This is a genomic window from Nonomuraea sp. bgisy101, from assembly GCF_057708945.1.
On record NZ_JBYITD010000003.1, the window covers coordinates 158,390 to 180,401 of the forward strand.

At 69.6% G+C, this 22,012-nt stretch carries 15 protein-coding genes; 8 read left to right on the plus strand and 7 right to left on the minus strand.

Going from position 1 to position 22,012, the window contains the following annotated elements; all coding sequences use genetic code 11:
* The 3 genes from AC3EO4_RS06975 to AC3EO4_RS06985 are packed head-to-tail and all read left to right on the plus strand — an operon-like array spanning window position 1 to window position 11,931.
* On the plus strand, window positions 1-10,794 hold the full coding sequence (locus tag AC3EO4_RS06975) for a WXG100-like domain-containing protein (RefSeq protein ID WP_431894382.1): 10,794 nt from the start codon (window positions 1-3) through the stop codon (window positions 10,792-10,794).
* Between the two features lie 26 nt (window positions 10,795-10,820).
* A complete protein-coding gene (locus AC3EO4_RS06980) occupies window positions 10,821-11,348 on the plus strand; it encodes a hypothetical protein (protein ID WP_379574654.1) in 528 nt (175 codons plus the stop codon).
* Complete coding sequence (locus AC3EO4_RS06985; protein ID WP_431894384.1) at window positions 11,341-11,931, plus strand: hypothetical protein; 591 nt, start codon at window positions 11,341-11,343, stop codon at window positions 11,929-11,931. Before AC3EO4_RS06980 ends, AC3EO4_RS06985 begins: the two co-directional genes overlap by 8 nt.
* Before the next feature lie 3 nt (window positions 11,932-11,934).
* On the opposite strand, the gene AC3EO4_RS06990 is transcribed toward AC3EO4_RS06985, so the two are convergent.
* The 3 genes from AC3EO4_RS06990 to AC3EO4_RS07000 all read right to left on the minus strand — a co-directional run bounded on the left by AC3EO4_RS06990 (window position 11,935) and on the right by AC3EO4_RS07000 (window position 13,909).
* Window positions 11,935-12,762 (minus strand): LLM class flavin-dependent oxidoreductase, encoded by an 828-nt coding sequence (locus tag AC3EO4_RS06990; protein WP_379574656.1) that lies wholly within the window; start codon window positions 12,760-12,762, stop codon window positions 11,935-11,937.
* A gap of 107 nt (window positions 12,763-12,869) precedes the next feature.
* Window positions 12,870-13,430: an MFS transporter gene (locus tag AC3EO4_RS06995; protein WP_379574657.1), complete on the minus strand. Its 561-nt coding sequence runs from the start codon at window positions 13,428-13,430 to the stop codon at window positions 12,870-12,872.
* Between the two features lie 47 nt (window positions 13,431-13,477).
* On the minus strand, window positions 13,478-13,909 hold the full coding sequence (locus tag AC3EO4_RS07000; protein WP_379574658.1) for an Lrp/AsnC family transcriptional regulator: 432 nt from the start codon (window positions 13,907-13,909) through the stop codon (window positions 13,478-13,480).
* A 112-nt stretch (window positions 13,910-14,021) separates the two neighbouring features.
* Here AC3EO4_RS07000 and AC3EO4_RS07005 point away from each other — a divergent pair, with 112 nt between their 5' ends.
* Window positions 14,022-14,846: a tryptophan 2,3-dioxygenase gene (locus AC3EO4_RS07005; RefSeq protein WP_379574659.1), complete on the plus strand. Its 825-nt coding sequence runs from the start codon at window positions 14,022-14,024 to the stop codon at window positions 14,844-14,846.
* 80 nt (window positions 14,847-14,926) lie between these two features.
* Here AC3EO4_RS07005 and AC3EO4_RS07010 read toward each other — a convergent pair whose 3' ends face one another.
* Window positions 14,927-15,589, minus strand: coding sequence for a hypothetical protein (locus tag AC3EO4_RS07010; protein WP_379574660.1), 663 nt, complete (start codon window positions 15,587-15,589; stop codon window positions 14,927-14,929).
* Window positions 15,590-16,342: 753 nt separating this feature from the next.
* Here AC3EO4_RS07010 and AC3EO4_RS07015 point away from each other — a divergent pair.
* A complete protein-coding gene (locus tag AC3EO4_RS07015) occupies window positions 16,343-16,582 on the plus strand; it encodes a hypothetical protein (RefSeq protein ID WP_379574661.1) in 240 nt (79 codons plus the stop codon).
* 285 nt (window positions 16,583-16,867) lie between these two features.
* Here the strand turns inward: AC3EO4_RS07015 and AC3EO4_RS07020 are convergent, their stop codons facing one another.
* Window positions 16,868-17,287, minus strand: coding sequence for a C40 family peptidase (locus AC3EO4_RS07020; protein ID WP_431894386.1), 420 nt, complete (start codon window positions 17,285-17,287; stop codon window positions 16,868-16,870).
* 433 nt (window positions 17,288-17,720) lie between these two features.
* Window positions 17,721-18,236, minus strand: coding sequence for a MarR family winged helix-turn-helix transcriptional regulator (locus tag AC3EO4_RS07025; protein ID WP_379574664.1), 516 nt, complete (start codon window positions 18,234-18,236; stop codon window positions 17,721-17,723).
* 91 nt (window positions 18,237-18,327) lie between these two features.
* On the opposite strand from AC3EO4_RS07025, the gene AC3EO4_RS07030 reads away from it, so the two are divergent.
* The 3 genes from AC3EO4_RS07030 to AC3EO4_RS07040 all read left to right on the plus strand — a co-directional run bounded on the left by AC3EO4_RS07030 (window position 18,328) and on the right by AC3EO4_RS07040 (window position 20,748).
* Window positions 18,328-19,215 carry an EamA family transporter gene (locus AC3EO4_RS07030; protein WP_379574665.1) on the plus strand — a complete coding sequence of 296 codons (888 nt, stop codon included), beginning with the start codon at window positions 18,328-18,330 and terminating at the stop codon, window positions 19,213-19,215.
* Entirely contained in the window at window positions 19,212-20,384 is a 1,173-nt protein-coding gene (locus AC3EO4_RS07035) for an MFS transporter (protein ID WP_379574666.1), read from the plus strand. Before AC3EO4_RS07030 ends, AC3EO4_RS07035 begins: the two co-directional genes overlap by 4 nt.
* A gap of 94 nt (window positions 20,385-20,478) precedes the next feature.
* Window positions 20,479-20,748, plus strand: a complete 270-nt coding sequence (locus tag AC3EO4_RS07040) for a hypothetical protein (protein ID WP_431894388.1) — start codon at window positions 20,479-20,481, stop codon at window positions 20,746-20,748.
* Between the two features lie 100 nt (window positions 20,749-20,848).
* Here the strand turns inward: AC3EO4_RS07040 and AC3EO4_RS07045 are convergent, their stop codons facing one another.
* Window positions 20,849-21,931, minus strand: a complete 1,083-nt coding sequence (locus tag AC3EO4_RS07045) for an epoxide hydrolase family protein (RefSeq protein WP_379574668.1) — start codon at window positions 21,929-21,931, stop codon at window positions 20,849-20,851.
* Window positions 21,932-22,012 lie beyond the last annotated feature (81 nt).

The following is a 22,012-nucleotide window of genomic DNA, read 5'->3' on the forward strand; positions in this document are numbered from 1 at the left end:
GTGACCACGAACTCCATTGGCACGGACACGATAGGGCAGGGCGGTCAGGCCAGCCGCCAAGGCGCGGTCAAGATCGACAGGGACGTCACTCCCGCGTGGGAGACCGACGCCCTGCCCGACTGGGTGGTCTACGTGGTGATCCCGCTGCTGTCGGCGGGTCAGAAGTGGCCCGAGGCCAGCGAGAGCAAGCTGTCGGAGCTCGCCCAGGCGTGGGACGCGCTCGGCGACGGCATGCAGCCGTACACCGAACCGGCGGGCAAGGCGGTCCGTGCCATCGTCTCGGGCTACCAGGCGCCTTCCACCGCCACGTTCACGCAGTGGGCCAGGACCCTGTTCGGCTCGCAGTCCGGCGTGGCGGGCGTGCGCAGGAACTCGGCCGCGTACTCGGCCAAGACCAGCGACTTCGCCGTCGAGACGCAGTACTCCAAGCTGTCCATCAACGTGGCCTTCTGGGTCACGGTCGTCGCCATCGCCATCTGGCTGTTCACCGCCTTCTTCACCGCGGGCTCGACCGCCCCGCTGGTCGGCCCCTACGCCGCGGCGGCCCGTGCGGCCATCAGCCGTATCCTCGTCCGGCTCGCCACCCTGGCGGGCAGGGAGGTGGGCGCGGTCAACCTGGCCAGGGTCACCGCGCTGAGCGGCGCGACGGGCCGCGGTCTCATCACCCGCGTCCTGGGCTCGCCGGTCGGCAAGGAGCTCGTCGAGGAGATGGGCGAGGAGGGCTTCATCGACGGCTGGGCCCAGCACCAGCAGATCCAGATGGGCACCAGAGAGGAGTGGGACTGGCAGAAGTCGCGGGCCGCGCTGATCGGCGCGGGTACCGGCGCCGTCGTCGGCATGGGCGTCGCGGGGCCGGTCTCCCGCATCACCAGCGGCGTGCCCGGCTTCGCGGGACGGGCGCTGAACACGGGCCTCACCAACATGGTGGCCTCGCCCGCGGGCAGCTTCGTGGCGAACGGGGTGGTCTACGGCCAGTGGACCAACCCGTTCAGCGAGGAGGCGCTGCAGGGCGCGTTCTGGGGCGGCGTCGGACGTACCACGTCGATCAGCCCCTTCAACCCTGAGGTCTTCACCGCGCTGGCCCACCCCACCACCTCGCTCGCCACCGCCTACGATCTGGCCGCCGCGTCCGACGCGGCACGCGCGGGCATGACCGGACCGTACGGCGGGTCTCCGCCCCCCGGCTCGCCCATGCCCAACGGCCCGGACGGCGGCCCCAACGGACCCGGCCCGACCGCCGGGACCGCCCCCGTTCCCACCGCGCCCTCGCCGGTGAACACCACCTCCACGAGCACCAGGCCCAGCCAGCCGGTCGGCGCGGGGAGCCCGCACGCGGGGCAGGCGAGCCAGGACCCGGGGGACGCGGGCAGGCGGGCAACGCCTCAAGGCGACCTGGACCCTTCGGGTTCGCGGCGCACGACGGACCCCGACCGTGCGACGGACCCCGACCGCCAGACGGCTCCCGCTCCCGACGAGCGGGAGGAGCAGGACGAGCGGGACGAGCGGTCGCGGCCCACCGGCACCCCCTCGGCGGCGACCACCTCCGAACCTGCCGTCATGTCCGACCCGGCGTCCCCCGCGGCGGCCACCGGCGAGTCCGCCACCGACCCCGCGCCCCTCTCGCCGCAGGCGGGGGACGGCACCGGCGCGCAGCAGGCGGGCGAACCGGCGGCCGGCGAGACGACGGGCGACACCGGTGGCGACACCTCGGCGGACACCGACGTCAGCGCCGACACCGCACCCGAGACCGGATCCGACGGCGTGCCCGACACCGCGCCCGACGGCGTGCCCGACACCGATGCCCAGAACGCTCCGGACACCGCCACCGCACCCGCGGGGCAAGACACGTCTCCGTCCACCGACGGCAGGAACGGCACCCGGGATCAGGACACCCAGCTCGCCCAGGGCGGTGTGCTGCACGCCGCCAGAGCCAGGGACGCGGTGACCAGCACGCTCATCGACAACTACCCGAACACCGTCATGCTCCCGGACGGCAGCCTCATCGTCCCCATGGGCGACACCGACGTCGTCCTGCCCGCCGCCGCCGTCAACCGCCTCACCAACAGGCTCCAGGAACGCGCGCGGCAGGTCGGCGACACCCAGCTGCGCGCCGACGCCAAGATCATGCTGGACGCCCAGCTGGCCGACGCCGCGCAGGACGAGTTCTCCCCTCTCCTGGCCGCCGCGCAGCCCGCGGGACTGCGCGCCCACGGCGCCATGCGGTACGCCGTGAGCAGCCTCGCCCCCGCCGCCGTCGAACTGGCCGACGGCAGCCTGGTGGTGTCCGACGCCCGGGGCGACTACGTGATCAGCGGTGACCTGCTCGCCCGCCTCCGCTTCACCCTGGAAGCCTCGGCCCACGCCCACAGCTCTCCCGCCATGCTGCGGACCCAGGCACTGGCGGCGCTGACCGAGGTCATGGAGTTCAGCGCGGTCGCCTCCCCCGCCCCCGCGCCCGTCGCCAGCCGCCCCGGCACGGTCACCGCCCGTCCCGTCGCGGGCACGAGGTTCGTCACCAACGCCAGGCCCGACGGGTCACGGCTGTCCCTCGACAGGATCCACGCCGCCATCGACGAACTCCTGGCGTCCGACTTCCAGAACGAGGGCGTGCTGGGCTGGGAGTGGAACGGCCTGACGCTGATCGTCACCACCCAGTCGCACGGCAAGCAGCACTTCCGCCCCCGGCTGTTCAACATCGACCCCGGCCTCATGGCCGAGACGACGGTCAGTGCGGACTCCTCGACGACGCCGCACATGGTCACGTTCAACGAGACGGTCGCCGACGACCAGGTCGCCAGGATCTGGCTGCACGAGATCACCGACACCCTGCACAGGCTGGCCGCCCCCGCCTCGCAGAAGCAGGGCGTCGTCCGCAGGATGCTCCCCGGCGGCGGCAGGAAGGAGACCGTCGACGAGTGCGTGCCCGCGCGGCTCAACGAGCACGCCTTCCTGGCCCGCCAGTGGCTCGCCACCCCCCAGTCGCCGGAGCGCCAGAGGATCCGGCTCGACCTGGACGGCGTCGCCCGCGAATTACGCGCCCATGGACACGTGCCGCCCACTCCGCCGTGGACCCCCACCACCGTCGACCGGTCCGTCCACACGCCCAACACGTTGACGGGCGCCGCCACCGACGAGGCGTTACGAGAGGTGATCGACGCCCTTGTGAGGGCGGAGGCCGAGCTCGCCACGCAGATCAAGAGCAAGCAGGACAGCGCGGAGAAGGCAGGCGAGGACGCCAAAGCGGCCACGAAGGAGGCCGAGAAGCAGTCCAAGATGAAGGACAGGGCCAAGGACGCGCGGGCCCGCAAGGAGGAGAAGGAGAGCGAGAAGCACCTCGCCAAGCAGGAGCGGGACCTGCGGATCGCCCAGGCGTACGAGCAGGCGCTGGCCAAGGCGAAGCAGACGCGCGCGGCCTACGAGAAGGCGCTCGGCGCCACGGTCCTGTCCGAGCGGTCCTCCGGCCAGGAGAAGGTCCTGGCCGCGGCCACCGCACGTGACGCGCTTCGTACGGCGGGCGAGCTGCACACGCAGTACAAGGCGGCGGTGGACAAGGCGCTCCCGCTGGCGGTCACGCTGTCCTCGGCGCTTCCGACGGCCAGGCTGCCGCACCTGACCAAGCTGACCGACGAGCTCAACGAGCTGCTGAAGACGAAGGGCGTGAACCAGCGGTTCACGCCCAGCGAGCTCGAGCACATCATCCGCGCCGACTTCCGGGTCATCGTCTCGAACGACGGACTGGTCATGCGGGTGGGCGACGGCGAGCAGTCGGCCGAGATCAAGATCAAGCTCGACCTCGCCGACATGGTCGAGATCCTCAACCCCGAGGTCAAGGCATCCGAGATCATGCTCGGCACGCTGCCTCAGGGCGGCAGGACCATCAAAGCCACCGAAGCGGGCAGCACCGGCTTCAACGGGGGGATCAAGCTCGCCCAGTTCGCGCCCGAAGGCGGGTGGGCCAAGGCCCTCCTCGACATCACCGACCCGTCCGTCGGTGCCGCGGCCGGACGCGGATGGTCGCGCGGCCCCAGCTCGGCCGAGTACTTCCTGGGCGGAACGGTCGAGGACAACAGGGGCGAGTCGATGCTGTTCGACGCCGCCGCCACCTGGACCGTCCAGATCAGGTCCGCCAAGACCAACGGCTGGGAGGACGGCATCACGGTCGCCTCCGGTCATCCGGATGACGCGAACTCCATGCGGTTCTGGGTCGCGCACACCTACGCCGACCAGGCCCCTGGCAGCCCGGAATACATCGACCCCGCCAAGCGGGTGAACGTGCTGCCCGAGTCCGTCGTCAGCAACATGTCCGGGCTGAACAAGCTGGCCGACGACGTCCTGGCCGAGTTCGACGACGAGCACACGGCGTTCGGGAGCGTCGTCCGCGACCAGGTCCGCATCATGATGACCGAGGATCTGCCGAGCAATCTCGGCGAGGCGGTCAACAGCAAGCTGGGCATGATCCGCGACATCACCGACGACACCGGCAGACCCATCGCGACCGTGACGGTGAAGTCCCGGGTCGTCGTGGAATCGGCGGTCATGGTGGGCGGGCGAAGCCGCGACCACTGGATGGAGCGGCTGCGCGTCGGCTTCTCCGTCGCCGCCGGCGGCGGCGGTGTCAGCGGTTTCATGAACGCGTTCCTCTCGGGAGGGCTCGGGTTCTCCGAGCTGGAGAACGTCGACGGGCCGGGCGAGTACACCCCGACGATCGGACCGGGCTGGAAGGGCTCGCGGTCGGTCTCCAGGTCCCAGTCCGCCTTCGTGAACGACCAGGCCATCCACCCGAGCGTCCAGCGCATCACCGGCCACACCCAGGGCTACCAGGTGCGGGTCGTGCACGAGGTGTCGGTCCAGCACCTGACGGGGGCGCAGGCGAGACGCCCCGTCCGCGGCGACAGCCGGGCACTGATCAGGATGCCCGAGGCCGACGCCTACCGCTACGGCCTGCCGGTCAGCCGCGACGCGCTGATGAGGGACAAGGGCAAGCCCATCCTCGGCGACGACGGCGTTCCCGTGCTCGTCGACGACCCGAAGAAGGACCCGCCCAAGGGCAGGCTGGGCCAGCCCCCGTCATGGCTGGGAGATGGTCCTGGCCAGCTGAGAGGCGCGGGACCCGCCCTGGTGCAGAAGCTGGAGGGAGTGGACGAATTCGCGCTCGAGCTGCTGAAGAAGCTCAGCGTGCACGGCGTGGTCCCGAAGGTCAACGACGACGGCACCCTGGAGTACTCGGGCAACCGGCTCGAGCAGGCCAGTCAGCGGGCCAACCTGCGCGAGGTCCTCCGCCAGGTCAACCCGCAGCGGCTCGAGGCCGGCTACGACCAGGCGGCCCAGGACGGCATCCCGATCGACCTGGTCCACTACGGGTTCAACCGCGCGCCCGAGCACTACACGGTGAACGTCAAGCTCAAGCAGAAGTTCAAGGATCCGCGGACGCGGTACGTCGGCCGTACCGAGGGCCTGGCCGTGGTCAACCTCGACATCGGTTCCGACACCGCGGGCCGCGCCAGCGGCAGGGGATGGAACATGGGGGCCGAAGGCTCCCTGGGCTTCGGCGACGGTCCCGAGGAGGGCCAGGACGGGCTGACGCACAAGGTCGGCGGCTCCGCGAACGCCGCCTACTCCCGCAACATCGGCTCGAGCGCGGCGACCACGTACAACCGCGTGGGGCTCGGTGAGAGCGACGGCGAGGTGGCGCTCATCAACATGGAGCACGAGCTGTCCGCCGACATCTTCCGCAACGGCACGAAGGTGGACTCGGTCGATGCGGTGGACGGCAGGGCCCAGCTGGTCTTCGCCGCCGACCTGCTGCCATCCGCGAAGCCACGGCACACGCACACGATCAGCCAGGAGGCGCTCGCCGATCTGATGCCCCACGCGATGGTGGCGCACATGGACACGACGGGCATGGAGCAGGCCCTGAAGGAGGTGCTGTCGACCGGGATGCGGCCCGATTCGCCCGCCTTCCACTATCTCGCCGCGGCCGCCAACGTGCGCAGCCTCATCGCGCATCCCGAGTGGTACCTCGGCCAGTACGGCGCAGGCCTCGGCGTCAGACCCCAGGGGGCGCTGCCGACGCAGGCGGGCTTCACCATCTCGGGCGACATGACCGGCGGCACCGTCCTGGAGCCGATCGCGTTCGTGATGGGCGACATCGGCCTCTCGCTGGGCAGCGCGGGGATCTCGTGGGGCGGCAGCCTGGGCTACGGCACCGGCTCGTCGCTCAGCATGTCCGACCTCGACGACCACGGGGCTTCCAGGGACGGCGGCTCGGGCAACCACTCCCGCTCCGCCGGACGGTCGAGGGGCAAGTCCATTCTCGACATCTTCGGCGTCGAGGTGCTGACCATCCTGCTGGGCAACCACATCCCGATCATCGCCGAGGTCGACCTCGCGATCACCGGAACCGAGGGGAAGGCCAACCCGGCGGAGCTGGGCGGCAACATGCCGGGCACGCCCAAGTCCACGCACCGGCGCGCGAAGGTGCTCATGTTCGTTCCCGAGTACCACATGCTGCTCTCCTACGCCGACGGGAAGGACAGCATGTCCCTCCAGGACGTGGGCGACGCCGTGGAGAGGTTCATCAACGGCACACTGACGCTGGACAGGTCCCTGGCCACCTCACTCCTCCCGAGGTATCTCGCCGCCGTGCAGGAGGCACGCGCGAGGAACGAGGACGTCTCCTTCGCCGACGAGCACACGCCCGAGGCCCTGATGAAGGCGCTGGCCAAGGTCGATGGCCTGGCCCCCGCCATGGCCGACCCCGACGCCCAGGGCAAGACCCCGGAGGAGCTGCTGGACGGCGCGCTGAGCCGCGCGATCGCCCTGACGGAGGAGCTGAGCAACGTCCAGGTGGCGCCCCAGTACGCGGGGGTGATGGGCCTGAGCGGGGTGGAGTCCTTCACCATGACGAACCCCGACACGAAACAGCCCGTCGGCATGCTCGACGCGGTCACGGCGGCCGTCGACCAGGTCGCGCCGGGAGCGCTCGCGAACGACCCGACCTTCGCCCGCAGTCTCAGCGGCGACCTGGCGATCGACCGGTCCGAGGGCTACCTCGACGCCATGCTCAGCGATCGCGGGTTCGTCAAGGGCTACCCGACCGTGGTCAACACGACCTCGGGCCGATCCGAGCTGGTCACCGTACGGGCGAAGCTGGTGCCCAAGGGGGAGGCGGACAAGGGCAAGCTCATCGGGCACAACCCGCACGCCGGCCTCATCAGGCAGCTCTACGGATATCTGGAGACCGGCGTGTCCCGGGGCTACAACGCCTCCAACGGCTTCGGCCTGGAAGAGTCGAGCGGCGACAAGGTCGACGGCGACAGCCTCGGGCTGTCGACCGACAGGGGCCGGTCGTTCTCGGCCAACGTGAGCGAGCAGCGCACCAAGATGCAGCGGTTCGCCCAGTTCGGCGGCCTGGACCGGCTCATGCAGGAGTACACCCTCGAGATCACCGTGGAAGTCGCCCCGATGCGTCGGGGACCCTTCAGGACGAGAACGCGGAAGGCGGTCGACTGGGTCACGCGCAAGACCAGGAAAGCCGGCCCGATCAGGCTCGACGCCCAGCTCGTCCGCCTGCTGCCGAAGGGCATGACCAGGCCGGCGAGCACCTCAGAGAACACGAAGAGAGTGGTCGACACCCGACGCTTCCACATCCCTCCGAAGTTCATGGTGTCCTCGATCCAGGACGCTCCGAACAAGCCGACCCTGTTCGACGTGATCGTCGCCGAGCTGTCGAAGAGGGGCGAGCGGCTGTCGCAGAAGGACCTGATCGAGCTGGAGGCCAGGACCTCGCCCGTGTCGCTGGCCAGCCGGTTCGGTCAGCTGGCCGGCGAGGGCGGGTACCCGCTGATCCGCAACGTGCGCAAGGGCTTCCGCAACCAGGGCACCAACGTCCAGGTCGAGGGGCACCTGTCGGACCTGGAGGTGCTGACCGAGCCATTCGAGGCCGAGCTCGGCGAGGTCGACCGCGAGATGCGCACCTCCAACCTGGGAACCGGGCGCAGCCGCGTGCTGCCCGTCGCCGGCAGCATGGGCGACTCGAACGAAGGCAGCGGCACCTCGAGCGGCATCTCCGCAGGCGAGCAGGCCTCGGAAGGCGTCAGCGAGGTCAACGGGCGTCGTGTGGAGGCCAGCGAGTTCATGAAGGGCAAGGTGGTGCTCATCCGTGCCCGCGTGGACTGGGACCTGACCTTCCAGGACATGGCTCGCCTGCCGGACGGCGTCGAGAAGTCGCAGGGCAAGCCCAAGTTCATGCCGGGCGCCGCCACGAGCGTGGTGGACATGGCCATCTTCGAGGCTGACCTGAAGGAGATCAGGGCCATGCAGGCGCGGGGATACAGCGTCCGCTGGAACTTCGACGAGGACGGCAGGCCGACATACCGCTTCGTCCCCGAGCTCGCGGAGATGAGCCTGGTCCAGCAGCTCACGAACGCGAGGATCAAGGCCAGGGAGACCGGCGAGCTGTACTCCGTGGAGATCAGGAAGGACGGCAAGAAGCACACCTACGTGGTGGCTCCGAACGGCTCGATCCACAGCATGACGGCGGACGGCGGCTTCGCCGAGGCGATCGCCACGCTGCCGCCCGAGGTGCTCGACGCCCTGGAGGCCAACCCCGGCGTCGACCTGTACGAGATCTTCATGGATTCGACGGTTCTCGGCACGTTCACCGACCAGGTGATCGCCTACCTGAAGGTCAGGAACGTGAACGTCGAACCGGCCAAGCCCACCTGGCCGGTTCAGCAGGCGGAGAGCGCGGCACCCGACGGCGGCAGCGCCGGCCAGCTCGCCAGCGCGCAGAACGCCGGCGGCGCCGCCGCAGGCGGCATCAGCGCGCCCTCGCCGGCGATACCCGGCACCCTGTACGACGCCCACGCCAGGCCCGCCGACATGCCTACCCTGTCCATGCCGGAGCTCGTCGGCCAGGACGTCGCGGCCGGCGACATCGGCGTCGACGGGTTGACATGGACGAACGCGCAAGGCTTGCCGGTCACGCCGGGCACCGTGGGAGACCACGCGATCCTGGTCGTGTCGCATGGGGGCGTCGACCAGCACATGCGTGTGGCCGTGGGCGTCCCGGGCGACGGCCTGCTCGGCTCCACGGACCTGCGGTCGGGCACGGCCGAGGACCCGCATCTCACCTGGATCGCCCCGGGGACGCACCCCGCCGTGGTGTCGTCCGTCCTGGTGCACGAGATCACGCACGTCGCCCAGGAGCAGGCGGCCGCCGCCGCGGGCGCGCCGCAGGGGGCCGCGAGGACCTCCCTGTCGGAGAGCGAGCACGCGGAGGGCACCGATCACTGCCTGACGCCGCGTCTCAACGAGCACGCCCACATGTCGCGCAAGTGGGCGCAGGCCACCGACCCCGTCACGCAGAGCTCTATCGCCGACGCGATCGACACCATCGCGGCCGACATCACCAGGCGCGGGCACACACCGCCCCTGCCCCCCTGGGGATCGGGGCCGAGAGTCACGGAGACCGGACCATCGAAGATCACGATCGCGGACCTGCTCGGCGGGGGAGGTTCCCCCTCTGTGGGCGCGGCCGTCGGGGCGCTGCCGACCTCGCCCGACGCGCTGCGAACGCTCGCGACCCAGGCGGGTGTGGCGTCGATCACGCCCACGGATCGCCCCGGCGTGTTCACGGTGAACGCGGGCGCCTCCACGTTCACGCTGGCGCTCACGGAAACGGACACCGCCGCGTCCCTCCCGACCGGCACCGGGCTGACGGTCGGCGTCTCGTCGAACGCCGACGCGGCGAGTGCCGCGGCCGACGCCGCGGGCCGGATCGCGGGGCACGTCGCCCAGATGGCGGGACGTCCGGCCACCAGCCTGCTGGGCCGGGGCCCCGCACCCGCCGGCCTGCTGACGGGAACGCCCGCCTTCGGCGTTCCCGACGCGGTGACGTTCGCCAGGCTCCGTAGCCTCGCGGAGGCGCTGGCCGGCGCCTCACTCCTGACCCGAGGCGGTGTCTCCGCCGCGCTGCGGGCCGAGGCCGAGACCGCGGGACTCGTCCAGGGCACCCCTGGCGCGACGGCCAGGCTGGTGGCCGCCGCCAGAGCCGGAGAGCTGTCCCCCGCGCACATCGCGGCGATCCAGGGCACGTCGATCACCCTGCCCGAGATCGCCACCGCCCAGGCGGTGGAAAGGACGGCGACCGCCATGGGCGTCGCCGTCCGCGACCTCGGCAGGGGCATCTACGACATCCTGCTCCCCGGCAGTCCGCCGATGTCGGTCCACGTCACCCGGGGCGACCACCCTGGCATGGTGGCCGTCGAGGACGGCGTGCTCGTCTACCACGTCGCGAACCATTTCTCGATCGGCGCCAACGAGCGGGCGGTGGCCTCCCTGGTGGCCGGCGCCCTGGCGGAGGCGCTCGGCATGCCCACGTCCCCCACGGTCCTTTCCGGCGACCCGAACGCCACCGTGCTGACCGTGAACGACCTGCGCGCGCTCGCCGAACTGGGCGAGGCCGTACGGCAGGTGGCCACGGCCACGGCGCAGCAGCGAACGAGCAGGATGCGCGTCTTCGCCGAACTCGCCCACCAGATGGGGCTGATGAACGGGGGCGTGGAGAGGTTCAGGGCCACGGTCAACGGCGCGCTGCTCGACCAGGTCGCCGCGCTGATCGACGGCCCGCAGCCGCGCGGCGTGCGTGACTACCTCGAGCGCATGCGCCGCATCGCCAACGGGACCGGCTGGTACCCGCCCGAGCGCGAGTACACCTTCACCTGCCTGTGCCCTGTGGAAGCGCCATGCGTCTGCGGCAGGAGGGTGCAGGAGGATTCGCTCAGGGCATGATGGGGGCTTCGGAGGAGAGGAAGGCTATGACGTTCGCGGTCGCACGGACGAGGGACGAGGCGCATCTGTACCTCGACCTGCATCCGTGCAAGGAGTGCGGTTCGGTCGAGACCACCTGGGACAGGGGGGTGGTCAGCGTGGAAGGGGAGCTCGCCGACCGCTACGCGGGCACGTGCGAGGACTGCGGCGCCGCTCGCGAGTTCCTGTTCGGGCTGCCCGAGCGGCCCGTCATGCCGGCGGGCTATCCGACGTTCGGCGGCCAGGAGCCCTCCCAGCTTCTGGACGCGGGCGAGTGGATGTGGGTGGCCGACCTGACCGCGGGCAACGTGCCCGCCGACGACAGTCAGGAGGCGCACCGCACGCTGTCGGTGGCCACCGCGGCGGTCGAGGAGGTCGTCAAGTTCATCCCGCCGGGGCAGGAGGAGGTGCCGGACGACGGGTTCTGGTCCGAGCGCGGACGGCAGATGCGCCTGGCCGAGCCGGGCCGCTTCCGGCTCGAACGCCTGCTGATCGTCCGTGACACCTACCGTGACCTGGCGGCACGCCATGTCTGAGGTCCCCGGCGAGCCGTCATGGCTGGACGGCGTCTACGGCGAGGGCTACGCGCGCTCCCTCGTCGAGGGCTACGTCCACCTCGATCTGAGCGTGCTCGGCGAGGGGCCGGGCGCGGCGGAGCGTGCCGTACGGACCGAGGAGGAAGAGGGCTGGCGGATCAGGCTCGACGACGCCGAGGTGTTCGTCCCCTACCGGGCCGAGGCCGAGGCGCGGCGCGACGGCCTGACCTTCGGCACGGGCATCTCGGAGCTGATCGACCCGGGGCAGTGGGTGCTGCTGGGCGCCACCTACGGGCGCAGGGCGGTCGAGGCGGGCCTGTTCTTCGCCGTCGACCCCTCGTCGGACGAGAAGTACGCGGCCATCGTGGCGGACTGGCGCTTCGCCGCCGACGCCGCCGCCGAGGCGCTGAAGTTCGTGCCCGACGGCGCCGAGGAGCTGGGCGCGGACTCGTTCTGGACGGACATGGGCAGGGCCGCCTTCGCCCGCGAGCCCGAGCGTTTCACCCGGGCCAGGATGGAGAGCGACCTCGCCTACTACCGCGAGGGGCTCGACGGCTTCATGGACCTGCACGCCGAGCCCTAGCGGTCAGGCGAAGCGGCTGACGACCTTGTCGAAGACGGCGCGCTCCTCGGGCTTGGGCGCGTAGCAGACGATCTCGTCGAAGCCGATCGCCTCGTAACGCTCCACCATCCTGGCGAAGTCGTCGACCGAGGCCCACGGCGTGATCGAGCCGTACGCCAGCAGGATCCTGCGCACCTGCCTGCCGCGCTCGCCGCAGAGCGCGTCGAGGGTCCTGCCGCGCTCGACCGAGGCCTGGTAGAAGTCGTCCTCGGCGGCGGCTCCCGTGAACGTCACCCATGCGTCGGCGTGGTCGGCCACCACGGCGAGCCCCTTCGGCCCGTTGGCGGCGACGATGAGCGGGATGCGCGGCTGGACCGGCGCGGGCGACAGCGCCGCGCCCGCGTGGGGGTAGTGCGGGCCGGCCTGGTCGCCGGTGTCGCCCGACAGCAGCCGGTCGACCACGCCGACGAACTCGCGCAGGCGCTCCGCCCGCTCCCTGGGGTCCCAGAAGGGCACCCCGGCCATGGCGTGGTCGGCAGGCCACAGGCCGGAGCCGATGCCGAGTTCGAACCGCCCCGCCGAGACATGGTCGATGCTCACCGCCTGCTTGACCAGTACGGTCGGCCGCCGGTAGGCCATGTTGGCGATCAACAGGCCCACCCTGATCCGCGTCGTGATCGCGGCCCACGCGGTGATGATCGTGGGCCCGTCGTGCACCGGTGTGGCGGCATCACGCGAGTTGCGCAGGTTGTCGCCTGTCCACAACCCGTCGAAGCCCGCCTCCTCGGCGATCCGCGCCCATTGGGCCGCCTCCTGCCAGGTGCCGGGGTTGACCTTGAGGCCGAAACGCATGGGGGTCCCCTCTCGCCGAGATCTGCCGCGACCAGTGTCGCCCAACACCCGGCGATCGCGACGAAGGGGTCCTGTGGTGACGCCCGCAGACGTGACGGGCGGGTCCTTCAGGAGGCGGGTGCGCCGACCATCTCCTGTTGCGGCGCGCGCGGCACGAACGTCGCCGCCACCAGGGCGACGGGCACCACGTTGGCCAGGAAGATCCACCTGTAGGAGAACATCTCGGCGACGTAGGCGCCCCAGACGACTCCGCCGAGGTAACCCACGACGATCGCCGCGGCCACCGCCGCGACCAACGGCCACATCCTGCCCCCTTGGAAGGCGGCCACCAGGAGCGCGAGCCCGGCCCTGAGCGCCACCGCGGCGGCCAGTCCCTGTACGGCTCTCGCGCCGATCAGCAGGCCTGCCCCTTCGGTGAAGGCGATCACCAGCGAGGCGAGGCCGAAGAGCGCCACCGCCGAGACGAACACGCTCCTGCGCGCCTTCAGCGGGATCAGCACCCCCGCCAGGGCGATGAGATAGGCGTCCGCCGCCCAACCGACGGCGGACGGGGTGGTGTCATGGCCCATGGCGACCAGGTCCTCGATGGCGTTCATGGCGGCCGCGTTGACCGCGAAGAGGAGAGCCGCGAGAGCATAGGAGGTCAGAGATAACCAACGTCTGAACATGGGGCGGATCGTAGGAAGCGTCACTTGACGATCACTTACACCGCTGGTCAGGGCGAGGTGGGCCGCCAGGGAACGGGGCTGGACAGGACCATCGAGCTGGACGGCGTGCCGTACGCCGCGAGCCTGTCGATCAGTGACTCGAAGTCCTCCATCGTGGCGACCGCGACCCGCAGCACGCAGCACGCGCCGCCGGTCACCCTGTGCACCTCGAAGATGTCGGGTGAGTCGAGCATCTCCGGGTGGCGCAGCACGCAGCCAGGCCCGTAGCAGGACATCGTGACGAGCGCGACCACGCTGCGGCCGGTGTGCCGTGGGTCGACGTGCGCGCGGTAACCGCCGATGACGCCCGATTCCTCCAGCTTGCGCACCCGCTCGGCGACCGCAGGAGGCGACAGGTGCACCCTGCGCGACAGCTCGCTGAAGGACAGCCGAGCGTCGGCCTGCAGTTCACCCAGCAACAACCAGTCCAGATCGTCCACTTTCACTTCCAAAGGCCGCAAGGCGAAATCCGCCACGAACGTAGGGGTAAACAGCCTAAGGACCGTTCGATCGGCATTCCAACTGACGGGTCGCGAAGGCAGGATGAGCCGCATGGAAGTCATGCCGATCACCGCCGTCGAGAGGGACGAGAGAGCCGACGCCAACGGCGGTGCGCCGACGCTCGAGTTCGACCGTCACGTGCCGTACGACCGGTATGTTCGCGCGAGCACGCTGCACACGCTGCAGCGGACGCTGAGCGACGACCCCGGCGAGATGTCCTTCCTGATGATCAGCCAGATCATGGAGCTGTACTTCGGGCTGATCCGCTTCGAGCTGCGCCAGGCACAGGGCCTGCTGCGCGAGGACGACGTGTGGGGCGCGCTCGCCCCGCTGCGCAGGGCAGCGCTGCATCTGGACGGGCTCAACGCCGCCTGGCGCGGGCTGCGCTGGATGACGCCCGCCGAGTTCAACCGCTTCAGGGACCTGCTGGGTGAGGGTTCCGGCTTCCAGTCCGCGATGTACCGGCACCTGGAGTTCGCGCTCGGGCTCAAGACGGAGTCGCTGATCCGGCCGTTCAGGCGCCAGCCCGAGGTCTACGCGGAGCTGGTGGACAGCCTGGAGTCACCATCACTGTGGGACGAGGTGATCGCGCTGCTGGAGCGCCGCGGCCTGGTCGCCGGCGGCGAGGGAGTCGTCGACGCGTGGGTGTCGATCTACGGCGACACCGGGCCAGGCAACTACCTGCGCATGCTCGGCGAGGCGCTGGCGGACGTGGCCGAGGGCTTCGGCGACTGGCGATACCAGCATCTGCAGGCCGTACGGCGGGCGATGGGTGCCAAGGCCGGCAGCGGCGGGTCGGCGGGACTGGTCTGGCTGGAGCGCAGCATGGCGCGCACGGTCTTTCCCGAGCTGTGGACCGCCCGCACCTTCATCTGACACGCCACGGCCACCGCATGATCTCGGGTGATCATGCGGTGGCCGGCTCTCGTGCGCCCTGTGCGGGCGAGAGCGGGATGTTAGCTCGGCGGGGTCAGGTCCCAGAACGGCGAGCAGTTGGCGGGCCAGTCCTGGTTGTCGTCGTGGCCGGGCTTGGGGTACACCGTGCACGAGCTGTGCGCGATCTTGCCCTCGGCGTTGCGCACGACGACGTGCAGTTCGGGACCCGAGACCGCCAGGGCGACGGCGACGACGTTACCCGGGTAGTCCTCCACCGTCGACAGGTCCTCCCAGTAGCCGGTGCGCTGGTCGCGCACGAGGGTCCTGCCGTCGTTCGTCGCCGTCGCGACGTACTTCTTGTCCTTGAGGAACGCGGTGGCGACACTGCCACCAGGTCCCGCAGGTCCTCGTTCGCCCTTGGGGCCCTGAAGACCCTTGGGACCGGCAGGACCCTGGGGACCCCTGGCGCCCTGCGGACCCCTGGGGCCCTGCGGACCGCGGGGGCCCTGCTTGCACCGGCAGCGGTGCCCGTGGTTCCGGTGGCAGCAGCTGCGCCAGCCGAGCGGCGAGTTTACCGAGGAGAGGACCGCCGGCTGAGCCGCGGTCTGGACTCCGGCGAGAACAGCGCCTGACGCACCCCACGCCTGAGCGGAGGGCAGGAGGAGCGCACCCATGGCGAGGGTGGCCAGCGTCAGCTTGCGAACACTTCCGCGTCGTTGCGGAAGGCCGGTCTGTATCGTCATTTTTGTCCATTTCGTGTCATGCATGGCCTGCAGAAGTACGAACTTCGTGACAGACCTGGGTAGCGGCGATCTACCCAGCGCATGACCGTGTCAGCCGTGAACGCTCCCCATATGACGCCCAAGACTCGATACTCAAAGAGAAAGAGGGACATACCCGCGAAAGCGCGCCATTAGTACTCCAGTCGCATTTTGCCTCGCGGGCGCGGCGTCATTATGGCGCGATATGGCACATATAGGACATTTGCGGCATTGTGGCCGGACATACTCAGCCGGCATGCCCCAGGACGCCTCCTTTGCTAAAGGAGGTGTGGAGTGTCCGCCCTGAGACTATCGCCCGTTCCTGACAGGGATTCTGCCGTTTCCCCTTTCCTGTAGGGCTTTCGGGGTGACGGCCGAGATGTCCGGCTAGTCAACGCGACACCAGAACGGAGTCAGCGGGCCCGACCTCCCGCCGATTCGCCCGACCGGCCTGAGTTTTCCGCTGCCCAAGAGAGAACAAAAAAACGAGGACCGTTTCTCGACCGCAGGCAAGGAACGCCCCGCGTAATACATAGATTCTCGGGGGTCCAGGTTTAGAGGAAGAGCCCCAAGACTACCGAAAGAATACTGACCTTTGGTCCTGGCAGGATGGGATTGCACTTGAAAGCCAGCAAGCGATAATCCATTATGATTGCCGAGCGCTTTGGTGCTCTCGCCATAAAACAACTAACGGCAGCGGTTATCCGCGGGCCATCTCAACGGAGGACAACAAACATGCTTCGTCGCATTCTCGTTGGTGCAGCCATCGCCACCACCGTCTTCGCGGGTACCGCCGCCCACGCGGACAACTACACCAAGCCGGAGAAGGGTGACAACGAGTGCAACAACTCCAACGTCGCCGCCGGCGGTCTCATCGGTGGCGTGCTGAGCAACATTCTGACCTTCCAGAACAGCCCGCTCACCGTCAACCTGCTGGCCAACAACCAGCAGGAGTTCGAGTGGTGCGAGGACTAGTCCGTCGCTCGCTGGACGCGAGATAATTCTGACACCCATCCGTCCCGATGAAATGAATTGCAATCCCCCTCCTGGCGCAGTTCTTTCAGGTGTCAGCGGTGCGGTCCGCTTCTTTGGAGCGGACCGCCCATCGCGCCCAGCATGGCACGAGGCTGGTAACGCCGTTCGGAACGGCGCGCGCCTGGGCCGAGCCCAGGCATTTCAGGAGATGACGGCCACGCTCCAGAGCGGTTCACCGTCACCTGAAACGGTAGTAAGCGAGTCCGTCCCGCTGGAGATCTCCGGTTATCCGGTCGCGACCACAGACGTCGCCGGAGCCGTCTCGGCGGGGCGGACCGCACCCATGTATCCGCGCCTGATCAGCGGCGCGAAGGTCACGTACCCTCCTGTGGACGGCGCGTGCACGATCCTCTCCCCATCCACGGCGATGCCCACGTGCTCGGGCCCCGGCGACGCCGGATCGCTGTCGTAGAAGACGAGATCCCCCGGCCGCACCTGCCCCTCGGGGACGCGCCACCCTTTCTTCCCCTGCTCCCGCGCCGTGCGCCCGATGCGGACCCCGGCCTGGGCCCACGCGTACTGCGCGAGCCCCGAGCAGTCGAATCCGAATGTCAGCGCGCCGCGGCCCTTTCCAAAACTCGGGCCGTCCGCTCCGCCGCCGCCCCACGAATAGGGGACGCCGAGCATTTCCACTGCCGCGGTCACGGCGAGTTCCCCGGCAATAGGCGTGCCATACCCGCTTCCCAAGCAGCCGAAAAGTAGGATGGCCGACAGTCCTCGTCTGGTCCTGGTCATCGGTTCACCACGCGATCTTTCCCTGGAGAAAGTCCTTCTACCCAGCCGCCCCCTGCGACACGCGGGCCATTTGCCGTAGTCGCCGCACAGTTGGCAATAGAGTGCGCGTTGCGGCGCGAACTTGGTCTCGACGGGAGACCTTCGCGACGCTTTCGCGGGCACCGGAAAGCACGTGATTGACGTTTTCAGAATGCACGAGGCAGCGCCCCGAATAACCATCGAATCAGGCAGTGGATAGGTTATTTTTTTCATGTCCACCGAAGGGACGGCAGCCTTGCCCGTTCGATTCTCAACGGGCAAGGCTCCTGTCCTCTCGACAGCCGCGTGCCGACCCGCTCCGAGGTCAGTCGAGTGAGGTGTCTCCCATCGACTCGAGCAGCATGCGCAGCAGGCCGCTGAGCTGATCGCGTTCGGCGGGGCCGAGCGCGGAGAGCATCCTGATCTCGTTCTCGACGTGCAGCCCGACCAGCTCGTCGACGAGGCGCAACCCCTCCGGGGTCAGCCTGATCCGTACCGACCTGCGGTCCTCGCTGTCGCGGATGCGCTCGACGAGGCCCTTGGCCTCCATCCTGTCGATCCTGTTGGTGATGGCCCCTGAGGTCACCATCGCCGCCTTGAGCAGCGCCCCGGCCGTCAGCTCGTACGGCGAGCCCGAGCGCCGCAGCGTGGCCAGCACGTCGAACTCGAAGCTCTCGAGCCCGTGCTCGGCGAAGAACCGCTTGAGCGTCTGCTCCACGAGGCGGGACAGCCGCGAGAGCCTGCCGACGACGCCCATGGGCCAGACGTCGAGGTCAGGTCGTTCCTTGTTCCACTGTGCGATCACCGCGTCCACCGCGTCCGCCATAACCAGTCCTCTCAACGGAAATAATCTCAACGTTCACAGACTTGACGTTCACACACACATGGTGATGTTATCTCAACGTTGAGATTATCAATGAGAGGTGATCGATGTGACCACGATCGAGGCTCCGCCGATCGCGCGCACCCGCTACACGAGCGACCTGGCCATGGCCGCGCTCGCTCCCGTGAGCTGGGGAACCACCTATGTGGTCACGGCGACGCTGTTGCCGCCGGACAGGCCACTGCTGGCCGCGACCTTGAGAGCGTTGCCGGCGGGCCTGGTGTTGCTGGCCATGACGCGTCGCCTGCCTCGCGGTTCGTGGTGGTGGAAGGCCACGGTGCTCGGCATGCTCAACTTCGGCGCCTTCTTCCCCTTGCTGTTCTTCGCCGCCTACCGGTTGCCCGGTGGGGTCGCGTCCACGATCGGCTCGGTCCAGCCGCTGGTCGTGGCGCTGCTGTCGATGGTGATCCTGCGGTCGAGGCCGGCCCGCGCCGTGCTGTACGCCGCCGTGGCGGGCACCGGCGGCGTGGCCCTGCTGACCCTGACCGCGCAGGCCCGCCTCGACCCGCTCGGCATCGGCGCCATGCTGCTGGCCACCTCGCTCATGGGAGCGGCCATCGTCCTGACCAAGAAGTGGGGGCAGCCCGAGTCGCCTCTGGTCATGACCGGCTGGCAGCTCACCATCGGCGGGCTCGTCCTGGCGCCGCTCACGCTCGCGGCAGAGGGCCTGCCCTCCACCTTCACAGGACAGAACCTCCTCGGCTTCGCCTACCTGGGCATCATCGGCACCGCTCTGGCCTACGCCCTCTGGTTCCGCGGCATCGATGCCCTCGCGCCCACCTCCGTCTCCCTGCTCGGCCTCACCAACCCCCTGGTCGCCACGCTGGCCGGTCTGCTGGTGCTCGGGCAGACCCTCACCGGCTGGCAGATCGCCGGCTTCGCCATCGCGCTCGGCGCGCTCGTCGCCGGCCAAACCCTGAGCAGGAAGTCCTCATGACCACCACAGCCCATCCCGACGAACGGGTATCGCTGAAGACCTGGCTGGGCGTCGTGGCCGTCGCGGTGGGGACCTTCTCCGTCGTGACCGTCGAGCAGCTGCCCGTGGGCCTGCTCACCTCCATCGGCGGCGACCTCGGCGTGAGCGAAGGCACCGCCGGCCTCATGGTCACCGTGCCGGGCCTGGTCGCCTCGGCCGTCGCGCCCCTCCTGCCCGTGGCCATCCGCCGTCTGGACCGGCGGGTGGTGCTCATCGGCCTGCTCGGCCTCATGGTCCTGGCGAACGCGCTGTCGGCCTTCGCGCCCGGTTTCGCCGTCCTGCTCGCCTCACGCTTCCTCGTCGGGATCAGCATCGGCGGGTTCTGGGCGCTGGCGGCCGGCATCGCGGTACGGCTGGTGCCCGACAGGCACGTGCCCCGCGCGACCTCGCTGGCCTTCGGAGGGGCGACGGCGGCCAACGTGCTCGGCGTCCCCGCGGGCACGCTGATCGGCGGGCTCACCGACTGGCGCGTGGCCTTCGCCGCCGTCGGCGCGCTCGGCCTGCTCGTGGTCGCGGGCCTGTGGCTGCTGCTGCCGCGCCTGCCCGCCACCGAGCCCGTACGGCTGCGCGAGCTGCCCCTGCAGTTCCGCAACCCCGTCGTCAGGACCGCGGTGCTCTCGACGTTCCTCCTGGTGAGCGGCCACTTCGCCGCCTTCACCTTCGTGAGCCCCATCCTTCAGGACATCTCGGGCGTCAGCGAGAGCCTGATCAGCCCGCTGCTGCTCGCCTTCGGCGTCGCCGGCGTGGTCGGCACCTTCATCGCGGGGGCCGGAGCCTCACGCGACATCAGGAAGACCATCATCATGCTCGGCGTCGCGCTCGCGGCGATCCTGGCGCTGTTCCCGCTCCTCGGGGGGAGCCCGCTCACCGGGTCGGCGCTGCTGATCCTGTGGGGCCTCGTCTTCGGCGGGGTGCCCGTGGCCGTACAGACGTGGATCTTCAAGGGCGCGCCCGACGCGACGGAGGCCGCCACCGCGCTGAACACCTCGGTGTTCAACCTGGCCATCGCGCTGGGGGCGCTGCTGGGCGGCGTCGTCGCCGACGTGGTGGCCATCACCGGCGTCCTGTGGTTCGGGGCGCTGCTCACGCTCCTGACGTCACTGGCGGTGTGGCGGACCAGAAGCGAGTGATCCAACAAATCTGCGCAGAATCCGTTATCGCCGCCTCGCCGCCCGATCTCCCACACGCCGGACCGACCGGCGCACATGAGAGAGAGCGACTTGCATGCACCAGAACCACAGCGGGCGGGGCAGGCTCCTGGCGGCGGGAGCGGGCGCGACGGCGACGGTCGTCGCCGGGATCCTCCTCTTCGGCGGAGCGGGCAACGCGCCCGAGACGGTGAACGCCGCGGCGGGAGCACCCGTGAAGGCGACGACTGCCGCGGGCGCGTCGACCGCCGAGGCCCCGACGAGGACTCCGGGCACGAAGACCTCACCCCGGCCCGAGCCGGTCCCTTCGCTTGGAGACGGAGACGTGTCTGGATCGACGGGATAACAGGAATCTCGCCGCATGGAGGCATTTGTGGCGGTTTGACCGCAGGAATCCTACGGCGAAGGGGGCCGTGGCGTCCCACGACCCCCTTCCGCCTCCGAGGTCAGCTACGCCCGGCGAAGAAGGCGCGGACGTCACCGGCCAGCACCTCGGGCACCTCGTGCGCGGCGTAGTGGCCGCCGACGTCGTAGGTGTTCCACTGCGCGATGCTCTTGTGGTCGCGCTCGGCGAAGCGGCGGATCGACTGGAAGTCGTTGGCGAAGCCCGCCAGGCCGATCGGCACCGTGGTCGGCTCGGTCGGGTGCTCGGCCTTCGCGTCCTCGTAGTAGAACCGGATCGACGAGCCCGCGGTGCCGTAGAACCAGTGGATCGCGATGTTCGTCAGCGTGAAGTCCCGGTCGAGGTGTCCCCCGATGAGCTGCCCCATCCAGCCGAGCAGCCCCGAGGGCGAGTCGGCGATCGCGTGGGCCAGGGTCTGCGGAGACTGCGACTGGAGCTGGTTGAAGGCGCCCATGTTCTCCCAGAACCACTGCAGGTGCCGCATCGCCGCCTGCTCGTCCTCCGTCAGGTCCTGCAGTTCGGCGGGGTCGCCGGTGGGGAAGGAGAAGATCTGGGTGACGTGCACGGCGACCACGTGCTCGGGGTCGACCCTGCCGACCTCGGGCGAGACCAGCGAACCACCGTCGTTGCCGACCACGCCGTAGCGCTCGTAGCCCAGGCGGGCCATCAGCTCGGCCCATGCCTTGGCGGTCCTGTACCTGTTCCAGCCCTTCTCGGTCGTCGGCCCGGAGAAGCCGAAGCCGGGCAGTGAGGGGATGACGAGGTGGAAGTCGCGGGAGAGGTCCTCGATCACGTCGAGGTACTCCACCACCGTGCCGGGCCAGCCGTGCGTGAGGATCAGCGGCAGCGCGTCCTGCTTGGCCGAGCGGACGTGGACGAAGTGGATGTTCTGCCCGTCGATCTCGGTGGTGAACTGCGGGTGGGCGTTCAGCTTCGTCTCCCACGCGCGCCAGTCGTAGCCGCTGCGCCAGTAGTCGACCATCTCCTTGACCCACGCGACGCTCACGCCGTACTCCGAGTCGCTGCCGGGGATCTGGTCGGTGAAGCGGGTCAGCGCCAGCCGTGCCTGAAGGTCGTCCAGGTCGGCCTGCGGAACCTCGACGCGGAAGGGGCGGATCTCGGTCATGTGATGCTCCTCCTGAACGGAACGGCTTGTTCTGTTCCAACTCTATCAGAATAAAGCCTTCCGTTCCATAGGCTCGGGCGT